The following is a 569-nucleotide window of genomic DNA, read 5'->3' on the forward strand; positions in this document are numbered from 1 at the left end:
TAGTTGACTACTTGAGCCGCAGTATTTTCAATATCTACACCACCAGGTACATCAGCTTTCACTGTTGTTGGGATGTCGAACTTGTAGTAACGTCCGAAGGCGAACTTAGTTGTATCGATGATTTGAGTATCTTCTGCGTCTCCAAGTGACTTAGTGAAGCCAGCTTTAAGAGTTGCAGTGATTACACCGTTGTTCACAGTGATGTCAAATTTAGCTGTAACATCATCACCTGTTACTGAATCGTAAGCTTTGATCTTAGTAGCATCAAGCTCCAATTTAGATTCATCGTAGTCATCTGAGATTCCTACTGATTGGATGTTGTCCTTGTTAGCTGCGTCAAATTTAGTTGTATCCAACCATACTTGGTAAACCAACTTGTCGCCACGTTTCACAGTCTTGGTGTTCAAGTTTTGAGCTTCGTTGTTTGATGCATCGTCCGCATATGGGTTCGCATTGGTATCTGCGTACTTGTCTGCCAACTCTTTATCATCATCAACGAGCTTGTCGCCTGTGATATCGAATTTCTCTTCAGAAACAACGTATTTCTCTGGTTGGAACTTAGGTTCTTC

At 41.7% G+C, this 569-nt stretch carries 1 protein-coding gene; it reads right to left on the reverse strand.

Translation table 11 applies throughout. The annotated features are described in order from the left end of the window. Positions 1-569 (reverse strand): SspB-related isopeptide-forming adhesin (locus ACESOD_RS09780; RefSeq protein ID WP_373095556.1); only part of this gene is annotated, 569 nt, incomplete at both ends.

This window comes from Streptococcus oralis (assembly GCF_964238205.1).
GTDB lineage: Bacteria > Bacillota > Bacilli > Lactobacillales > Streptococcaceae > Streptococcus > Streptococcus oralis_CZ.